The 17,369-nt window shown below is 51.8% G+C and carries 17 protein-coding genes; 8 read left to right on the forward strand and 9 right to left on the reverse strand.

The features are described 5' to 3' along the window. Positions 1–35: 35 nt before the first annotated feature. The 7 genes from MPB2EB_RS00165 to mnmC all read right to left on the reverse strand — a co-directional run bounded on the left by MPB2EB_RS00165 (position 36) and on the right by mnmC (position 8,540). The gene (locus tag MPB2EB_RS00165) at positions 36–1,034 is read right to left on the reverse strand and encodes a bile acid:sodium symporter family protein (protein WP_185181897.1); all 999 of its coding nucleotides are present in this window, start codon (positions 1,032–1,034) and stop codon (positions 36–38) included. A gap of 9 nt (positions 1,035–1,043) precedes the next feature. After that, entirely contained in the window at positions 1,044–1,994 is a 951-nt protein-coding gene (locus MPB2EB_RS00170; protein WP_185181898.1) for a nitronate monooxygenase family protein, read from the reverse strand. A 197-nt stretch (positions 1,995–2,191) separates the two neighbouring features. Beyond that, positions 2,192–3,220: a biotin synthase BioB gene (gene bioB / locus MPB2EB_RS00175; RefSeq protein ID WP_185181899.1), complete on the reverse strand. Its 1,029-nt coding sequence runs from the start codon at positions 3,218–3,220 to the stop codon at positions 2,192–2,194. 14 nt (positions 3,221–3,234) lie between these two features. After that, complete coding sequence (bioD, locus tag MPB2EB_RS00180; protein ID WP_185181900.1) at positions 3,235–3,951, reverse strand: dethiobiotin synthase; 717 nt, start codon at positions 3,949–3,951, stop codon at positions 3,235–3,237. Beyond that, a complete protein-coding gene (gene bioF, locus MPB2EB_RS00185; RefSeq protein WP_185181901.1) occupies positions 3,951–5,147 on the reverse strand; it encodes an 8-amino-7-oxononanoate synthase in 1,197 nt (398 codons plus the stop codon). Before bioF ends, bioD begins: the two co-directional genes overlap by 1 nt. A 2-nt stretch (positions 5,148–5,149) precedes the next feature. Continuing rightward, a complete protein-coding gene (gene bioA / locus MPB2EB_RS00190) occupies positions 5,150–6,550 on the reverse strand; it encodes an adenosylmethionine--8-amino-7-oxononanoate transaminase (RefSeq protein WP_232534445.1) in 1,401 nt (466 codons plus the stop codon). A gap of 64 nt (positions 6,551–6,614) precedes the next feature. After that, positions 6,615–8,540, reverse strand: a complete 1,926-nt coding sequence (mnmC, locus tag MPB2EB_RS00195; protein ID WP_185181902.1) for a bifunctional tRNA (5-methylaminomethyl-2-thiouridine)(34)-methyltransferase MnmD/FAD-dependent 5-carboxymethylaminomethyl-2-thiouridine(34) oxidoreductase MnmC — start codon at positions 8,538–8,540, stop codon at positions 6,615–6,617. Positions 8,541–8,917: 377 nt separating this feature from the next. Here mnmC and MPB2EB_RS00200 point away from each other — a divergent pair, with 377 nt between their 5' ends. Continuing rightward, positions 8,918–9,205 carry an HU family DNA-binding protein gene (locus MPB2EB_RS00200; RefSeq protein ID WP_185181903.1) on the forward strand — a complete coding sequence of 96 codons (288 nt, stop codon included), beginning with the start codon at positions 8,918–8,920 and terminating at the stop codon, positions 9,203–9,205. Positions 9,206–9,290: 85 nt separating this feature from the next. Here MPB2EB_RS00200 and MPB2EB_RS00205 read toward each other — a convergent pair whose 3' ends face one another. Further along, entirely contained in the window at positions 9,291–9,734 is a 444-nt protein-coding gene (locus tag MPB2EB_RS00205; protein WP_185181904.1) for a lytic transglycosylase domain-containing protein, read from the reverse strand. A gap of 119 nt (positions 9,735–9,853) precedes the next feature. Between MPB2EB_RS00205 and gspD the strand changes: the two genes are divergently transcribed. The 3 genes from gspD to gspF are packed head-to-tail and all read left to right on the forward strand — an operon-like array spanning position 9,854 to position 14,863. Next, positions 9,854–12,100 (forward strand): type II secretion system secretin GspD, encoded by a 2,247-nt coding sequence (gene gspD / locus MPB2EB_RS00210; protein WP_185181905.1) that lies wholly within the window; start codon positions 9,854–9,856, stop codon positions 12,098–12,100. A gap of 35 nt (positions 12,101–12,135) precedes the next feature. Further along, positions 12,136–13,593 carry a type II secretion system ATPase GspE gene (gene gspE / locus MPB2EB_RS00215; protein WP_185182590.1) on the forward strand — a complete coding sequence of 486 codons (1,458 nt, stop codon included), beginning with the start codon at positions 12,136–12,138 and terminating at the stop codon, positions 13,591–13,593. Between the two features lie 52 nt (positions 13,594–13,645). Then, complete coding sequence (gene gspF / locus MPB2EB_RS00220) at positions 13,646–14,863, forward strand: type II secretion system inner membrane protein GspF (protein ID WP_185181906.1); 1,218 nt, start codon at positions 13,646–13,648, stop codon at positions 14,861–14,863. Between the two features lie 4 nt (positions 14,864–14,867). On the opposite strand, the gene MPB2EB_RS00225 is transcribed toward gspF, so the two are convergent. Continuing rightward, positions 14,868–15,293, reverse strand: a complete 426-nt coding sequence (locus MPB2EB_RS00225) for a general secretion pathway protein GspC (protein WP_185182591.1) — start codon at positions 15,291–15,293, stop codon at positions 14,868–14,870. Positions 15,294–15,404: 111 nt separating this feature from the next. Here MPB2EB_RS00225 and gspG point away from each other — a divergent pair, with 111 nt between their 5' ends. The 4 genes from gspG to MPB2EB_RS00245 are packed head-to-tail and all read left to right on the forward strand — an operon-like array spanning position 15,405 to position 17,369. Further along, positions 15,405–15,860, forward strand: a complete 456-nt coding sequence (gene gspG / locus MPB2EB_RS00230) for a type II secretion system major pseudopilin GspG (RefSeq protein WP_232534446.1) — start codon at positions 15,405–15,407, stop codon at positions 15,858–15,860. Then, on the forward strand, positions 15,829–16,350 hold the full coding sequence (locus MPB2EB_RS00235) for a prepilin-type N-terminal cleavage/methylation domain-containing protein (RefSeq protein ID WP_232534447.1): 522 nt from the start codon (positions 15,829–15,831) through the stop codon (positions 16,348–16,350). The genes gspG and MPB2EB_RS00235 overlap by 32 nt, the downstream gene beginning before the upstream one ends. Before the next feature lie 7 nt (positions 16,351–16,357). Continuing rightward, positions 16,358–16,726, forward strand: coding sequence for a type II secretion system minor pseudopilin GspI (gene gspI, locus MPB2EB_RS00240; protein WP_232534448.1), 369 nt, complete (start codon positions 16,358–16,360; stop codon positions 16,724–16,726). Next, positions 16,704–17,369: a type II secretion system protein J gene (locus MPB2EB_RS00245; RefSeq protein WP_185181910.1), complete on the forward strand. Its 666-nt coding sequence runs from the start codon at positions 16,704–16,706 to the stop codon at positions 17,367–17,369. The genes gspI and MPB2EB_RS00245 overlap by 23 nt, the downstream gene beginning before the upstream one ends.

Here is a 17,369-nt window from a genome sequence, read left to right on the forward strand (position 1 = left end):
TGGATTTTATTGTGCGGGATTCTAACGTGAGGGGGTTAATCTCGGCTTGAAAGTGGCGCTAGTTTATAGGGCTTAGCCCGCGTACGATAGTACTGCGCTAACAACGAGCCGACGATTAACTGCATTGGATGAAAGAGCAATAAAGGCAAAATGGCGATGCCTACTGCATAACCAGCAAAAACAATTTGCGCGATGGCAACCCCTGAGGCCAGGCTTCTTTGTGATCCACAGAATAAAATGGTGATTCGATCGGCTTGGGTAAAGCCTGCGAGTTTGCTTAGATAGCCGGTGACGATAAGTGCCAGTACAAGAAGCGCTCCATTCACAACGATCAGGCCCAGGAGTGAGTGCGGTGCAATTTGCGACCACAAACCTTGCACCACGGCCTCGCTAAAGGCCGTGTAAGCAACCAGTGGAAGTGCGCACTGTTCGATCCATTCAAGGGGCCGGGCATGGCGCTCAAAAGAGGCGGCAAGCCAACGGCACGCTATCTGGCCGATGATAAAAGGCACGAGTAAAAGCAGTGTAACTTGTTTGACTGAAGACAACCATAAAGCATGGTTTATTCCATGCTGGCTGAAGATTAAGCTGGCGAATAATGGCGTGATAAGAATGCCCAGCAGATTTGAGGCTGGCGCAGAACATATCGCTGCCGCTACATTACCTTTGGCAATTGCGGTGAAAGTAATCGAGGCTTGTATGGTTGAGGGCAATATGCATAAAAACAAAACGCCCGTATACAGAGTTGGGGTAACCAGTGGCGATAAAATCGGCTGGAGCGCCAGTCCAAGTAGCGGAAACATCGCAAAGGTGCAACCGAAAATCAGGAGATGAAGCCGCCAGTGCATGGCTCCAGCGATTAAGGTTGCACGCGGTAATTTTGCTCCATGCAAGAAAAAGATGAGGCTAATTGCGCCATTTGCAGCCCAACTGAAGGCCACCGTGGCTTCACCCTGGCAGGGCAGAAAATTGGCAAGAATAACTGCGCTCAGGATCGATAAAGTCAGAAAATTTGGCTGAAATTTGGCGCGCATTAATCGAGCTCAGTCAAACTGTCTGTGCGCTTGGGTATATTCGCTTTTTAAACGTGTTACGAGTTCGGCTACGGAGGGAAGGTCGTCTATCAGACCCACTCCTTGGCCGGCTCCCCAAATATCTCGCCATGCTTTGGCTTGGTGATTGTTAAAAACCATTTTTGATTTGTCTGCGCTAGGGAGTTGGTTAGGGTCTAACCCAGCATTGACAATACTTTGTCGAATATAATTGCCATGCACACCGGTAAAAAGGTTAGTGTAAATAATATCGGTTGCCTGAGCCTCAATAATGGCATTTTTATATTGATCGGTAGCATGGGCTTCATGTGTTGCGATAAAGCGTGTGCCAATATAAGCCAAGTCAGCCCCCATGGCTTGCGTGGCGAAAATAGCTTGGCCGGTTGTGATCGCTCCAGAAAGAACCAGTGGCCCCGTAAAGAAACGCCGCACTTCGCCGACTAAGGCAAAGGGCGATAAATTGCCGGCATGGCCTCCCGCACCGGCGGCGACCAAAATCAAACCGTCCACTCCAGCCTCTAGCGCCTTATGTGCATGACGGATACTGATTACGTCATGGAGCACAATGCCGCCATAGGCGTGCACGGCGTCTATTAACTCTCTAATCGGCTCACGCAAACTGGTGATGAAAATAGGCACTCGATGCTCAACGCAAACCCGCACATCGTGCTCAAGCCGTGTATTTGTGCTGTGGATAATCTGATTGACAGCAAGCGGGCCGATACGTGCTTCAGGCTGGGCTGCTTGGTACGCATCAAGGGCTTGTTTGATTTCTGTAAGCCAGGCATTCAGTAACTCAGGAGGCCGCGCATTTAAGGCTGGAAAAGCGCCCACAATGCCAGCTTTACATTGCGCCAACACCAATTCTGGGTAGCTAACGGTAAACATGGGCGCCGCGATAACCGGCAATACGAGGTTTTGCAAAACTGTGGGGAGAGCCATTGCATTTCCGCTTTTGTAAGATCACGGCGAAGCGTGATTGATGTGTTTGCTGGAAAGAACGTGTATTTTTACATCCGGCGCAGTCTTTTAAATTTTGCAGGTACGCTGTAAAAATTTAAAAGGCTGCTGACCTGGCACTGAATCTGAAACTTGCATCCTTGCCGGTTAAGTTTAACCAATGCTGCGCGGGCTGAGCATTAAGCCGCGCAATCTGCTTCAGCACGCATCCCTAGCCGCGCGAGTAGAGTCCGGTCGGCCTCTGCTTGTGGATTGGTTGTAGTTAATAGTTTTTCACCATAAAAAATTGAATTTGCGCCAGCGAAAAAACATAATGCTTGCAGAGCCACATCCATTTGTTCGCGGCCGGCTGATAAGCGCACCATCGCGCGTGGCATAGTGATGCGCGCCACGGCAATTGTCCGCACAAATTCAAATGGATCTAACGGCTCTGTGCCGGATAAGGGTGTGCCTTCAACTTGCACCAAATTATTAATGGGCACAGATTCTGGATAAGGATCTAAATTAGCGAGTTGCGCAATGAGCCCCGCTCGTTCGCGGCGTGATTCACCCAAGCCGACAATGCCGCCGCAGCAAACATTAATTTCTGCTGCACGCACATGTTCGAGGGTATCCAACCGCTCTTGATAGGTGCGTGTGCTAATAATTTGCCCATAAAACTCAGGGGACGTATCCAGGTTATGGTTATAGTAATCAAGACCGGCTTCTTTGAGTGCTTGCGCTTGCGGTTTTTCGAGCATGCCTAAGGTGACGCAAGTTTCAAGTCCCAACGCTTTAACTGCGCGGATCATCTCGAGTACGGGCGCCAAGTGCCGCTCTTTCGGGCTACGCCAGGCTGCGCCCATGCAAAAACGGGTTGCGCCATGCGCCTTAGCCGCCTTAGCCGCGCTGATGACTTCATCCAGCGGCATTAATTTATCTGCCGTAACGTCTGTCTCATAATGCGAAGATTGCGGGCAATATGCACAATCCTCTGGACAACCGCCAGTTTTGATTGAAAGCAAGGTAGACAGTTGCACTACATTTGCATCGAAATGCGCGCGATGTGTTTGCTGGGCACGGAACAATAAATCATTGAACGGCAGCTCGTATAACGCAAGGACGTCGGCGATTTTCCACGGAGCTGAGTTAGCCTCACCGGTTGCGCAAGTTAACGGCTTTAAGGTCGCTGGCGCAGCATTATGTGATGCACACGTCGCTTGTGTCATGGTGTTTTCCCTTATCAAAGGCGCTCAGCGCAGAGCGCGAGCAATGGATCGATATTTAAATAAAGCGCGGCAGTCGCAGCCGACGGAGATTCCAAATGCGGAATTTTACCTAATAGCGGTGCGCTGTATTGTTGCTCAAAACGTACCCGCAAAGTAGCCATGTTTTCGTCGACGTAGCGCATGGCTGGATCGATTTGATTGGCCACCCACCCTACGAACGAGAGTCCGTTTGCGCGGATTGCAGCGGCAGTCAATAATGCGTGATTTAAACAACCAAGACGTAAGCCTACTACCAGCACCACGGGCAGCTTTAGCGCGCGGGCGAGATCGGCTGTATCGTAATGGTCATCGAGCGGCACCTGGAAACCGCCAACGCCTTCAACCACCACACAATTGGCCGCTTGAGCTACTGTAGCATAACATTGTAGGATTTGCTCAATCTCAAGATGGATTCCATCTTGTCTAGCGGCGAGATGCGGGGCCAGGGCCTCTTGACATAAATAAGGGGTCGTTAAGGCGGTTGGCAAAGCAACGTTTGCCGCCTGCGCCAGAAACTCGGCATCTTCATTACACCAAACGCCATTGCGATATTCTGCGCCGGCGGCAATGGGTTTCATCGCGGCCGTGCGTAGCCCGCGGGCGCCAAAGGCGTGCAATAACGCAGAGGATGTCAGCGTTTTGCCAATTTCAGTATCGGTGCCGGTTACAAAAAAAGAATAAGATCGATCCATTAGATTGCAGAGGTCAGTAATGCAGTGCTGAGTTGTTCGAGGTCAGCCGACGAATGATTGGCGGATAAAGAAATCCGTAACCTTGATGCGCCTGGCTCTACTGTAGGTGGGCGAATCGCGGGCACCCATAGCCCCTGTGCGGCAAGCTGAGCGGCGCATGCAAGCGTGGGTGCGTTAGCGCCGATAATTAATGGTTGGATCGCAGTTACAGAGTCGACGGCTTGCCAGGCGGTTTGTTGTAATAGCGCGCGCGTTTGTGCGATCCGCTGTTGCAATTGTGCCCGTCTGGTTTGCCCTTCGCTGCTGGCGATAAGACTCAAGCTGGCTGAAGCGGCATGCGCTATGGCCGGCGGTGAGGCCGTGGTGAAAATATAGGGCCGGGCGCGCTGGATCAGCCATTCGATTACGGTATCGTGCGCAATCACAAAGGCACCCGCTACGCCGGCTGCTTTACCGAGCGTGGCAATATAAATCAACTGTGGCGAATGCAGTTCGAATGCCGCTAAAGTCCCTGCTCCATGGCTGCCCAGTACGCCAAAGCCGTGTGCATCGTCCACCACCAGCCAGGCTCCGTATTTTTCAGCTAAAGCGAGTAGTTCGTTAAGCGGCGCAAGATCCCCATCCATACTGAAAAGTGCATCTGTCACAATCAGTTTTAATGGTGTCTTGCAAACGCTCAATAAAGTTTCAAGCGCGACAGTATCTGCATGTGGATAGATTTGCACGTTGGCGCGCGCTAGGCGTGCGCCATCAATTAATGACGCATGGTTAAGCGCGTCTGAGAAAATTGTTGCGGCCTGTTCAGAGGCGCTTTTGGCTGGGCTTGCGAGGGCGGATAGCGTAGCCAGATTCGCCATGTAACCCGTACAAAAATACAGGGCACGCGGTTTATCAATAAATCCGCCGGCAAAGGCGGCGAGCTGATCCTCAAGTAGAGCATGGGCGCGTGAATGTCCGCCTAACAAATGTGAACCACCACTGCCAACGCCATAGCGCGTAGCGCCATCGACCAGAGCCGCGACCAATTTAGGATGAGAGGCTAATCCTAAGTAATCATTGCTGGCAAAATTAATCACCGCACGGCCGTCAACTTGCATATGCGTTGCGCAACTGGTTTCAGCGCAGCGTCGTTGGCGGCGCAGAGCCTGAGCATCAAGTTCCCGGAGCTGATTTGAAAGAGTGGCCAGAGCTTCCATCTTTAGACGGACTCGCTAAGGACCTGCTCTAGCGTGGCGCAAGTACGCTCGGCCAGCAAGGTGATTTCATCGTTAGACAAAATATAGGGCGGCATCAAATATACGGTGTGGTGAATTGGACGTAGCAGGAGTTCGTTTTGCAAAGCAGTCTCGAAGAAACGCCGCGAAAAACTCATCGCTGGCGTCGAAATTTTTTGGGGGGGCATATCCGGAGCATGATCTGGCGTGACCATTTTTGGGGTTACATCAAACGCAATAATGGTTCCGCAACGCCGTAGATGTCGCACGTGTGGATGCGTTGTTAGCGGCTCTAAAAGCCGGGCGAGCAACTCTGATTTTGAGCGATTACGCGCTAGCACATCTTCTTTCTCAAACAAATCAAGAGTTGCGAGTGCGGCGCGGCAGGCGAGTGGATTGCCGGTATACGAATGTGAATGCAAAAAGCCGCGGGCGGTGTCATCTGCATAGAATGCAGCGTAAATCGCAGGGCGTGTTAACACGACGGAAAGTGGCAAATAGCCCCCGCTAATGCCTTTTGATAAGCATAAGAAATCAGGTTGAATGCCAGCTTGTTCATAGGCGAAAAAAGTACCGGTCCGGCCGCATCCAACCGCAATTTCGTCGGTAATTAAATGCACTGCATAACGATCGCATAAGGCGCGTAGTTTTGTGATAAAGCTTGGATCATGCATCGCCATTCCGGCTGCGCACTGCACCAGGGGTTCAATAATGATGGCCGCAATATGGTTATGTCTGGCTTCAAATAATTCAGTAATCGCGGCAATGCTGCGCTGAGCGACGTCAGCCGCAGATTCTCCTGGCTGCGCTTGGCGGGCATCGGGCGATGGCGCAATATGCGCATGGCGCAACAATGGATCATACGCAGTTTTAAATAAAGCAACATCTGTGACGCCGAGTGCACCAATGGTTTCCCCATGATAGCCATTGGCAACGCAAACAAATTCTTGTTTGCTAGTCAGTCCGCTATTGCGCCAATAGTGGAAGCTCATTTTGAGTGCAATTTCAACCGCAGAGGCTCCGTCGGAAGCAAAAAAGGCATGCCCCAGTGCGCCTCCTGTGAGGGCGTTTAAACGCTCGGCGAGTTCGATCGCCGGCGCATGCGTGCAGCCCGCGAGCATGGCGTGTTCAAGCGTGTCAAGCTGCGCTTTGATGGCATCATTAATGTATGCGTTTGCATGACCAAATAGATTGACCCACCATGAACTAATTGCATCAAGGTAGCGATGGCTATCAACGTCATATAACCAGGCACCTGCGCCACGTGCCAAGGGTACCAACGGCAATTGTTCGTGGTGCTTCATTTGCGTGCACGGATGCCATACGGCATGCAGGCTACGGGCGATCCATTCGGTTGCAAGTGGGGTCTGGTTGGGGGTCATCATATTTTTGATTATAGGGGCAGCAGGTTAGATGCGGACCCTATTTTATCGTGAACGGATTGCCAACTTAGTTTTTTTGGCGCAAAGCGCGGAGCAAAAAACGCGCTGGATCAAGTACTTGGATGAGTGATCGTTCGATTGGCATAGGCTCACCATCCAGTTGTGAGGCGATCAATTCCGCGCCCAGCGTGGCCCAAACTAAACCGCGTGAACCATAAGCAAATGCGCCAAATAAACCGGGCGCGCGTGGCACGTCTAGTGACTGAGCGTTGATGCGTTGAGCCGCATGCTCATCTGCGATAGGGCCGATGAATGGCATGCGGTCATTTGCCACGCAGCGAAAGGCGACATATCCAGCTAATGTATTTGGATCAAAGCGGTTAGCCAATGAGGGTGCGAGCTGCGCCAGCTGGTTTAGATTATGTTGATGACTTTCCACGCAGGGCATAGGGTTGGGGTCATCCAGCTCGTAACTCGCGCCGGCTAATAGACTGGTTGAAGTTAAGGGGGCGAGGTAGCCGCTACCTGTGATGGGGATCTGTAACCTGACCGTTGGGGTGGGTAATGCGGTTAATTGCCCACGTATGGAGTGGGTCTGCACATAATGTAAACCGGCAAGGCGTGCGGCATCATTTGCATTCGCTAAGATAGCGACCGGCGCTGCGACGATGCTGCGGCCTGTGTCATCTAATGCGTGCCAGAGGTTTTCTCGATAGACTAGACGGTTGATTTTGTGTTGAAAATATGGCGTAAGCGCAGCGCCAGCCGTGATGAGTTGGGCCTGACATAGAGATGCCGGATCGAGCCAGCCCCCGCGCGGAAAATACCAACCGCCCTGCGCTAACTCTAGCCCTGCGAGCGCACTGGCTTCAGCGCGTGTGACAGAACTGACCAGCTCTGCCGGATAAGCTAAGCGGGAAAGAGTTGCCTGCATTGCATCAAGTGCGGTCTGATTGGCTGCAATTTGTATGAGGCCCTGTGCTCGCCAGAGAAACGTATCTATCGGGGCCAGCGTTTGCCAGCGCCGCAGCGCGTACAAAAAACCGGCCCGTGAGGCGCGTGCAGCGGCGTTGTCATCGCGTGTTATGAACGGGTGGAACACGCTGACCGGATTGCCAGAGGCGCCGGCTGCGCAGGTTTTGCTTTGCTCAATTAATGAGACATGCCAGCCACGTGCGGCGAGCCGCTCAGTGAGTGCGCAGCCGGCAAAGCCAGCGCCAATCACTAGCGCATGCCGTTCACGCGCAACATAGGCCGTCGGCGGCTCATGGCGTCGTACCCGCCAGCGCGGTGCGAAGTGACCTATTAACATTTCGCGTTTCATCCCAAAGCCTTGCGCTTTATGTATTTCAAAGCCCGCGGCAATCAGCCCGTGCCGCACAACGCCAGCCGTCGTATACGTGGCGAGTGTTGCATTGGGGGCGGCCAAGCGGGCCAGCGCTTTAAAAATAGATGTGTGCCACATATCTGGGTTTTTTGCGGGCGCAAAACCGTCCAAATAAAACGCATCGGCGCGTAACCATAGCTGGGGCAGTAAATCGCGAATATCTCCCAAAGCAAGGGTTAGGATGACGCGCCCTTCCTCAAATTCCAAGCGATGTAATCCCGACGTCAAAATAGGCCAGGCTGCACATAAATGGCGCGTCAATGGAGCGAGCTTGGCGTTAATCAGGCGTTGTTGGAGGAGGTGTAAATTCTCGCGCGTGAATGGATGTTTTTCAATCGAGACGAAATGCAAGCGTGCGCAACGTGCCGGGTCGTCACGCCAGGCCGCCCATGTCGCTAGAAAGTTAATGCCGGCACCAAAGCCGGTCTCAACGATCGAAAAAATCGCTTGGCCGGCCCAGCGCGCAGGCAGTTGATTCCCTGCCATAAAGACACGCTGTGCTTGCGTAAACCCACCTGCAGCACTATGGTAAATATCCGAGAATGCGGCGGAATAAGGCGTGCCGTCTTCAAGTAAGGTAAGTGGGGCCGGAATAATCGTAGGCATTTTAGATAGAACTAGCGGATTGGGCCGCCGGTTTAAGAGGGCGTTTAAGCTCGAATTTTCTGATTTTGGCGGTCCGCGGGTTGATTGTTAAGTAAAAAACAGCAAAAAACGTTGGCAAAAACCAACGTTTGCCTTGAATTGGCAATGGTTTGGCGCAAGATAGACACGCAGCTTGATATACACTGTAGCTGCATTGCGGCAGGGCTTGTAAACGGGCTTAAAGCCGCCCCGGTACTAGCTTTGTGGCGCTTTATGCCGGACCATGCTATGTTATGTTGACGCTGCTGCTACAAAAGACGGACGTAGCGACAAGCTTGTCAGTATTCTATGCTGACCGATATTCTGTCTGTTTTAACTCAACTGAGAAGGAAATTTTTATGAACAAGCAAGAACTGATTGATGCTATCTCCTCAAAAACGGAAGCGAGTAAGGCCACTATCGGTGCAATATTAAGTGAGTATGTAGAAGTCGTTAAAAAGACAGTGGCAAAGAAAGGGTCAGTCGAATGGCTTGGTTTTGGTAAATTTTCCTCAGGTGAGCGCGCAGCGCGTGAAGGCCGTAATCCAAAGACCGGTGAAAAAATCAAAATCGCCGAAACTAGAACAGTTAAGTTTACCGCTGGCAAAGCATTCAAAGAAGCGGTGAATGGTAAGGCGAAGAAGTAAGAACACTTTAGTACTTTGAACCCGCCCCGCGCGGGTTTTTTAGTCTATGCTTGCGGTGCTTATGCAAAAGTTTTTCATTTGATGCTCAACGCGGCTGGGATGTGGCGCCCCATTTGGTCAGAATTTTAATAATCTGACCGGCATATTTGTCGCGATACTCCGGTGTTTCAGAGTGGTAAGAGCCGATCGCTCGCCAAGTATTGCCATATTTATCCATCTTTTGGCGCAAATGCCAAGCCGCGATATAGACGCTGGCGCAGGGCTCCATCAGTGTGTTGGATGAGACGCCATATTTAGAGAGCGCTGGAAGGTGGATTGAATTAATTTGCATCAGTCCGTAATCGGTTGAGCCATTATCATTTTTGCGCATGGCGTCTGGGCGATAGCGTGATTCTTGCCAGGCGATGGCGCGCAAAATGACCGGATTCACACGTTGGTAGCGCGCTGCATCGTCGAAACAATCGGCCTGTACTGGCAACGCAGCAGATGCACTAAGCAAAATGATGAGGTAAATGAGCGACTTTAGCATTCCAATTCCTAGTTTTGACACTGGGTGGGTGTGAGTAGCATAATCAGCGACTTCGCGGTTCGCGGCATTGATGCGTACTCTAGCTTATATGAACGAAATTATCTGAAAATTGTATTCTAATGCGCTGTCTAATTTATGTTCTTTTTATTGCCTGGCTTGCCATTCAGCCGGCGCGTGCTCAAGTTACGCTCAATTTTGTGAATGCGGAAGTCGATCAGGTTGCAAAAGCGATTGGGGCGGCGACCAATCAAACCATTATTGTTGATCCGCGCGTTAAGGGGCGGCTTAATTTAGTGTCTGAGCACTCCGTGACCGCGGCGCAGGCATTAAAAACCCTACAATCTGCGCTACGCATGCAAGGTTTTGCTCTAGTGCAAGATCATGGCGTGTTAAAAGTCGTGCCAGAGGCTGATGCAAAGCAGCAAGGCGTGCCAGTTTATATTGGGAATACACCGCAGGCAAAAGGCGACCAGGTTATTACACAAGTTTTTCAGCTACGTCATGAAGCGGCAAGTAGTCTAGTGCCGGTGCTCCGCCCGCTGATTTCAGCGAATAATGCAATTACCGCATATCCAGCAAACAACACATTAGTGGTGACGGATTATGCAGATAATGTGCGGCGGATTGCTAATATTATTGCTGGCATTGATGTGGCGGGCCGGAATATAGAGGTTGTAGCGCTGAAAAACGCTAATGCGCTTGACCTTGCGGCGCAATTACAAAAGATATTAGATCCTGCGCCGATTGGTGGCACGGATGCTACGTTGAAAATCTCGGTGCTAGCGGATATACGCACTAATTCACTGATTTTGCGCGCGGCTAGCCCGGCGCGCATGAAAGCGGCAAAACAATTAATAGCAAAATTGGATTCACCTACGCAGGAGCTCGGCAATATCCATGTGGTGCCGTTACGTAATGCCGATGCAGTCGAGCTGGCTAAAACTTTGCGCGGTATCTTGGGCGAAAAAGGCGGTGGTGCTTCGACGGCAAATAGTGCGCAGGATTCTTTTAATTCGAGCGGTGGGTTTGGCGGTGCGACAGGCAGCGTTATGCCTCCGTTGCCAACTGGCAAAGGAAGTGGCGCGGCGGGTGCTCAAACCAATTCTTCATTAGGCAATCTATTTGGCAGTGCGCCTAACAGTGGTGCTGGCAATAGCGGTGACAGTTCAGCGGGCGGCATGGTGCAAGCTAATGCGGCCACTAATTCACTGGTGATTACGGCTTCTGAGCCGGTTTACCGGAACTTGCGCAGAGTGATTGATCAACTCGATACGCGGCGCGCCCAAGTCTATATCGAGTCATTGATTGTCGAAGTTTCATCCATCGATATGGCCCGCTTCGGGATTCAATGGCAAGCTGTATTGAATATGGATAAAACTAACGCCGTGTTTGGCGGCGCTAATTACACTATGGATAATGATGCTGGCACGAATATTGTTAAATTGGCTACGAGTCCTTATTTAGCGGCGAAAGATCCGCGGCAATCGTTGGCTCTTCCTGCGGAAGGTTTGAATATTGGTTATTTGCGTAACTATGGCAAATTTTTGGGCTTGGGAGGGTTGTTGCAGGCGCTGAATTCGTTGGGCAACACGAATGTGCTCTCTACCCCAACAATGGTAACGCTGGATAATGAAGAAGCTAGAATTGTTGTGGGCCAAAATGTCCCTATTTTGACTGGCGCATACCCGCAAACGGTAGGGGCCGGCCAATCCATTAATCCCTTCCAGACGTTTGAAAGACAGGATGTTGGCGTTACGCTACACGTAAAGCCCAAAATCACTGAGGGGGGGGTGATTCAGCTCCAGATCTATCAAGAAGACTCCGGCGTGGTTCAAAATTCCCTAAACAGTGCGGCTGGAGTGACGCTTAATAAGCGCGCCATTCAATCAACGGTTTTGGCGGATGATGGCCAGATCATTGTGTTAGGGGGGTTATTGCAAGATAAATATAGCGACGGTAATTCTAAAGTGCCTGGGTTGGGCAGTATCCCAGTGCTTGGAGCCCTCTTTCGTTACGAAAACAAAAAGCGAGACAAAAACAATTTGATGGTATTTCTGCGCCCAGTGATTATACGTAACGCCCAAGATGCGCAACGTGTTTCGCTTGATCGATATGATTATATGCGGGCGCAGACGACGAATTTTGGCTCGGATAATTGGTTGATGCGCGATCAAAATACACCGGTGATGCCAAGCGCTCCGCTACCGCTTGACCAGGGCGGAACAACTCTGCCGGCGTTTACTCCGCAGTTGCGCGCGGCTCCATCCGTTAAGCAAGATCAAGCCCCAGCTTCAGCCGCGCCCTCTAATGCGCGTTGGCTGAATGCGATTCCCGGTATGGAGGATGAGCCGGGGACGCGGCCGTGACAAAATTAGACCCTCCGCTTGTCGCCCAAGCAGGTCTGCCACCGCCGGAGTTGTCCCGTGCGGCGCCATCGTCTTTGGTGGCGCGCACCATACCCTACAGTTTTGCTCGGGCGGGGCAAGTTTTGGCGGCCCAGCAACATGGTGACAGCCTTGAAGTTTGGGTGAGCGAGCGTACGCATGCCAGTGCCTTAGCTGAAATTGCGCGGCAATTTGGTGCGTTGCGTCTAGTCCATTTAACGGCTGACGAACTTGCACAAGCCATTAACCGTGCTTATGCGCTTCATGATGGAAGTGCGGCGCAAGTCGTCGGCGAAGTTGAAGGCGAGGTCGATTTATCTCGGCTTATGCAAGATATTCCTGAAATTGAGGACTTGCTTGAAACAGAGGATGATGCGCCGATTATCCGCATGATCAATGCGCTATTTACGCAAGCTGCGCGAGAAGGCGCGTCCGATATTCATATTGAATCCTTTGAGAATGCATCCGTCGTGCGTTTTCGCATCGACGGCACGCTACGCGATGTGGTGCGCCCCAAAAAAGCCTTGCATGGTGCGTTAATCTCGCGGATTAAAATCATGGCGCAGCTTGATATTGCGGAAAAAAGATTGCCGCAAGATGGCCGCATTACCTTACGAGTCGCGGGTCGGCCAGTGGATGTGCGGGTTTCGACCTTGCCCACTGGACACGGCGAGCGCGCGGTATTGCGCTTGCTTGAGAAAGATGGTCAACGGCTGAATCTGGATACGCTCGGCATGGCCACCGCGACGCAAGCGCAGTTTGATAAATTGATTGCGCATCCGCATGGCATTGTATTAGTTACCGGCCCAACGGGTTCAGGTAAAACCACCACTTTATATGCGGCGCTGTCGCGGCTTGAGACGGCCAGCACGAATATTATGACGGTTGAAGATCCGATTGAATATGATCTGCCTGGGATTGGCCAAACGCAGGTCAACGAGCGGATTGGCATGAATTTTGCGCGGGCTCTCCGCTCGATTTTGCGGCAGGATCCTGACATCATCATGATTGGCGAAATTCGAGATCTTGAAACAGCACAGATTGCTGTGCAAGCTTCGTTAACCGGGCATTTAGTCCTGGCTACGCTACACACCAATGATGCCGCATCCTCTGTCACTCGGCTAACGGATATGGGTGTCGAACCTTATTTACTTGCCTCTAGTTTGCTCGGCGTGCTGGCGCAACGACTCGTGCGTCGCTTATGTCCGGCTTGTCGGAGCCAGCACGCTGATGGCTGGCATGCCTCTGGCTGTGAGCAATGCGGACAATCTGGCTATCAAGGCCGGTATGGTATCTATGAATTGCTGGTGCTCAATGACGAGATCCGGAGTTTGATCCACCGGCAAGCCGCCGATGCCGAATTGCTAGCAGCGGGACGGGCGAACGGAATGCATACTTTACGTGAAGATGCGCAGCGCTGGCTAGAGACCGGCGTGACCTCGCGTGAAGAGGTGATGCGGGTGACTGGCGGATAAAATTACCGGATTTAAAAATCTTCGATCTATCAAACTATAAGGTAGCCTGCTAATGCCCGCTTTTCGCTTTGAAGCGATTGACTCGTCTGGCAAATCGCGGCGTGGCGTGCTGGAGGCCGATAGCGCGCGCGCGGCGCGCAGCCAATTGCGTTTGCAAGCGCTCACGCCGCTTGTCGTTGAAGCAGCCGGTAACCAGATGCGCAATACGCGTCACGCACGACTGGCATTCGGGCGGCGCTTATCTCAGCGTGAACAAGCCATTTTTACGCGTCAACTGGCGAGCTTGCTGACAGCCGGTTTGCCACTTGATGAAATTCTTAGCGTGCTGGCCGAGCAAGCAGAGCGGGATTATGTGCGTGAACTGGTGGCTGCGATTCGGGCTGAAATATTAGGTGGGCAATCGCTCGCAGGAGCCCTGAGCGTCCATCCGCAGGATTTTCCCGAGATTTATCGCGCCCTAGTCTCTGCCGGTGAGCAAACCGGTAAGCTGGATATCGTCTTGGGGCGTCTTGCCGATTATATTGAACAACGCAATACATTGCGGCAAAAAATTCAATTGGCCTTTACATATCCAGCCATTGTGACCATCGTTGCCTTTGGCATCGTCATGTTTTTATTGAGTTATGTGGTGCCGCAGGTCGTCAGTGTATTTTCCAGCACTAAACAGCAGTTGCCATTATTGACGGTGGCAATGCTTGGATTGTCAAGTTTTGTTAAGCAGGGCTGGTGGGGTATGTTGATCGCTGGGCTGCTGATAGGCGGGGGGCTGCGGCGTATTTTACAACAGCCGCGCGCCCGTTTGGCTTTTCATCGCTGGCTGTTGGATGTGCCGCTCATCGGCAAACTTGTGCGAGGGTATAACACGGTCCGCTTTGCCAGCACGTTGGCCATCTTGACTGCCGCCGGAGTGCCCATTTTACGGGCGTTGCAAGCCGCTGGCGAGACGCTTAGCAATGTTGCTATGCGCCAAAATATCGACCAGGCGATTGTGCGGGTGCGTGAAGGGACTTCTCTCTCTCGTGCGCTGGCTGGCACCCATACCTTTGCGCCGGTGTTGATTCATCTAATTCGCGCGGGCGAAGCGACGGGCGATTTGACGGCTATGCTTGAGCGAGCGGCGGCGGGTGAAGCGGCTGAACTTGAGCGCCGTACATTATTTTTAACGAGTTTGCTGGAGCCGTTGTTGATCCTTGCGATGGGTGGAGTGGTGTTAGTGATTGTTCTCGCCGTGATGATGCCGATTATCGAATTAAATCAAATGGTGGGGTGATACGCTAGCGCATATAAATGGTCGGCGCATCGGTCAATGCTGGCAAAAATACTTCACTTTTAACACCGCTATGTTCAATAATGACTGAGCGTGCGCGCACTTCATGTAGGCGTGTATTTTGATCGATGGGTTGTCCTACGGAAACGGCTCGTAAAGGTTGGCCGGTTAGTCCGATAATGGCTGCGGCGCCATGTTCTTGGGCCAGCACGCCGGCCAGTTGAAAGTCGCTGCGCACGGGGTTGGCTTGTCCGCCAAAGAGTCGGTTAGCGTATTCGATCTTAAGCGGTGCTCGACTTGCGCTGGCGGCAGCCAGAGGAGGTGTCTGATGAGATGTTAAAGTAATGCCCCAGTAGGTTACAGTTGCGCAGAAAAGCGCAACTAATATGAGCGAAATAATACGTGCAGCAGCAGAGTTTTGTATAGAGATCATGAAATAATAGGTATGAATAGCATTCACTAGGCAGAGTATAGTAAATTTACTGCGATATTGGGTTAGGTGTTTTATTTTTGAAGGTTGGAAATAGTGATGATGAATGGGAAAATGCACGATTATTCAAATAAGGCAAACGCTTTACGTCGTATCTCGCTGTATCAGCGCGGGTTTACTTTAATCGAGTTGATGGTCGTCATCGCGATTCTAGGCATACTGGCCGCCCTAGTTGTGCCGAAAATCATGAGCCGGCCAGATGAGGCGCGCCGGATTGCAGCGCTACAAGACATTAAGACTATCTCGCAGGCACTTAAGTTGTATCGTCTCGATAATATCCGCTATCCAACGCAAGAACAGGGTTTGCGCGCTCTAGTCGAAAAACCCTCTCTTGACCCCGTGCCGAGCAATTGGAAAGAGGATGGATATTTAGAGCGTTTGCCAAACGACCCTTGGGGCAATCCGTATCAGTACCTTAATCCAGGTGCGCATGGCGAGGTTGATATTTTTAGCTATGGCGCAGGTGGGGCATCAGATCATGAAGGGACGGCGATTGGCTCGTGGCAATAACTTGATTCATGGGCCTCAGCCAGTACGCTTGGCAAGCGGATTTACTCTGCTCGAGATGTTGGTTGTACTGGTTATTGCAGGTTTGTTGATTTCTTTAGCCTCTTTATCGATCACGCGTAATCCACGCACGGAGTTTGCCGAAGAGGCGCAACGGCTTGCATTATTGTTTGAGTCGGCAGCGAATGAAGCGCAAGTGCGGTCGCAGTTGATTGCATGGGAGCCTACGCTAGGGGGCTATCGTTTCCTGATACAGGTCGAAAAAGATTGGCGGGTATTGCGCGACGATGTCTTTGCCCCGCGCCAATGGCGTACGCCGCTCAATGCTATAACAATTCGTTATGCGGGCGCGCAAGAGCTGGCTGAACGCGTCATATTCAGTACGGAAAGTATTGATGTTGCCGTGACGGTTACGCTTTATTTAAATGCCACCCAACTGAGTGTGACGAGCAATGGCAATGGCCGTTATGACGTGCAAGAGAAAAAAATCTAGCCGCGTTATGGCGGGTTTTACACTTATTGAAGCGCTGATTGCGCTTGCTATTATCGCGATTGCTTTAGCTGCATCGTTGCGCGCATCAGGCAGTTTGGCGTTGGGGGGACGTGCATTGCACGATCGGCTATTAGCGGGTTTTAGCGCAGATAATGTGCTGGCGCAACTGCGCTTAGAGCACGCCTGGCTGCCGCTGGGGGCGGTGAATTTTCCTTGTGCACAGGGAAATATCGATTTTATCTGCATCCGGACCGTGTCCGCGACGCCTAATCCGATTTTTCGGCGCGTTGATGTCGTGGTTAAGCAAGCTGGTTTTAATAGTGAGTTGGCGCATTTGATGACGGTGATAGCGAATGAAACGCAACGGCCGTTATAAATATCAAATCGGCTTCACATTGGTTGAGTTATTGGTCACGATGACCATTCTGGCCTTGGTTGCAATTTTATCGTGGCGTGGACTTGATCAGATTGTGCGTGCCCGTGATGCCGTGACCTTATCTATGGCCAACGAGCGTGCGCTGGCGCAGTTCTTTGATCAGGTCGGGATTGATGTGCGGCAAGCGGCGCTTGAGCGAGACCTGGGTCAGCCAGCCATTGTTTTTGGTGCCGGGCAATTGCAAATTGTGAGGCAGCTTAATGTATCTGGACAGGCGCCGCGCTTACAAGTCGTGCGTTATCAAGTACCGCAGGGGCGGGTATTGCGCCTCGCTTCGCCGCCGCTTGCAACGTTTAGGCAATTGCAGGCTGCTCTCGCGGTTGAGGCGGGCATGGAGGATTGGAGCACGGTTGAGCTCATCAATGGAGTACGTGCCGTGAGTGTGCGCGGCTGGGTGCGACAACTCGGCTGGACTGCCAATATGCAGGATGTGCAAGCTGCTTTCAATAAAAATTTAACTCCATTGACGGCGCTGCAAGCGCGTCAGATTCCATCTGAGCGTAGTATGACGGGTATCAAATTGACCGTGCACGTAGTCAAAGCGCAGCATCCGCTCACGCGCATTCTATTGGTCGGGGAGTGA

The sequence above is a fragment of the Mycoavidus sp. B2-EB genome, assembly GCF_014218255.1.
Lineage (GTDB): Bacteria > Pseudomonadota > Gammaproteobacteria > Burkholderiales > Burkholderiaceae > Mycoavidus.

Coding starts and splice junctions, on each gene's coding strand:
- MPB2EB_RS00165 (WP_185181897.1), bottom strand. CDS start 1,034: ATGCGCGCCAAATTTCAGCCAAATTTTCTGACTTTATCGATCCTGAGC.
- MPB2EB_RS00170 (WP_185181898.1), bottom strand. CDS start 1,994: ATGGCTCTCCCCACAGTTTTGCAAAACCTCGTATTGCCGGTTATCGCG.
- bioB (WP_185181899.1), bottom strand. CDS start 3,220: ATGACACAAGCGACGTGTGCATCACATAATGCTGCGCCAGCGACCTTA.
- bioD (WP_185181900.1), bottom strand. CDS start 3,951: ATGGATCGATCTTATTCTTTTTTTGTAACCGGCACCGATACTGAAATT.
- bioF (WP_185181901.1), bottom strand. CDS start 5,147: ATGGAAGCTCTGGCCACTCTTTCAAATCAGCTCCGGGAACTTGATGCT.
- bioA (WP_232534445.1), bottom strand. CDS start 6,550: ATGATGACCCCCAACCAGACCCCACTTGCAACCGAATGGATCGCCCGT.
- mnmC (WP_185181902.1), bottom strand. CDS start 8,540: ATGCCTACGATTATTCCGGCCCCACTTACCTTACTTGAAGACGGCACG.
- MPB2EB_RS00200 (WP_185181903.1), top strand. CDS start 8,918: ATGAACAAGCAAGAACTGATTGATGCTATCTCCTCAAAAACGGAAGCG.
- MPB2EB_RS00205 (WP_185181904.1), bottom strand. CDS start 9,734: ATGCTAAAGTCGCTCATTTACCTCATCATTTTGCTTAGTGCATCTGCT.
- gspD (WP_185181905.1), top strand. CDS start 9,854: ATGCGCTGTCTAATTTATGTTCTTTTTATTGCCTGGCTTGCCATTCAG.
- gspF (WP_185181906.1), top strand. CDS start 13,646: ATGCCCGCTTTTCGCTTTGAAGCGATTGACTCGTCTGGCAAATCGCGG.
- MPB2EB_RS00225 (WP_185182591.1), bottom strand. CDS start 15,293: ATGATCTCTATACAAAACTCTGCTGCTGCACGTATTATTTCGCTCATA.
- gspG (WP_232534446.1), top strand. CDS start 15,405: ATGCACGATTATTCAAATAAGGCAAACGCTTTACGTCGTATCTCGCTG.
- MPB2EB_RS00235 (WP_232534447.1), top strand. CDS start 15,829: ATGAAGGGACGGCGATTGGCTCGTGGCAATAACTTGATTCATGGGCCT.
- gspI (WP_232534448.1), top strand. CDS start 16,358: ATGGCGGGTTTTACACTTATTGAAGCGCTGATTGCGCTTGCTATTATC.
- MPB2EB_RS00245 (WP_185181910.1), top strand. CDS start 16,704: ATGAAACGCAACGGCCGTTATAAATATCAAATCGGCTTCACATTGGTT.